Below are 249 nucleotides of genomic sequence, written 5' to 3'. Positions count from 1 at the left end.
AAAGCACCAGGCCCATGACACACTGCTGAGATGATACCTCCACCTTCATAGTGCTTTGCGGCAATGCTGGCGAAGTCTTCATTCGTTGCCAGGTCTGAAAGCAGGCCAAATCCACCCGGATAGAAAATAGCGTCATAATCTCCGATGTTCACCGCAGATACTGGGATCGTATTGTTGACGCGGCTCTGAAAATCGCTGTCAGCTAAAATATCTGCATTAACACTATCGCCCTCAATATCAGTGCCATAT

Annotated in this window: 1 protein-coding gene; it reads right to left on the bottom strand. The window is 47.8% G+C overall.

Annotated features, from left to right (window positions below):
- The coding region (locus AB4585_RS24640) for a DJ-1/PfpI family protein (RefSeq protein WP_372171383.1) at nt 1-249 on the bottom strand (249 nt) is incomplete at both ends.

The organism is Vibrio sp. 10N.222.49.C9, from assembly GCF_041474985.1.
GTDB classification, from domain to species: Bacteria; Pseudomonadota; Gammaproteobacteria; order Enterobacterales; family Vibrionaceae; genus Vibrio; species Vibrio crassostreae_C.
This window is presented reverse-complemented; position numbering and strand designations above follow the sequence as displayed.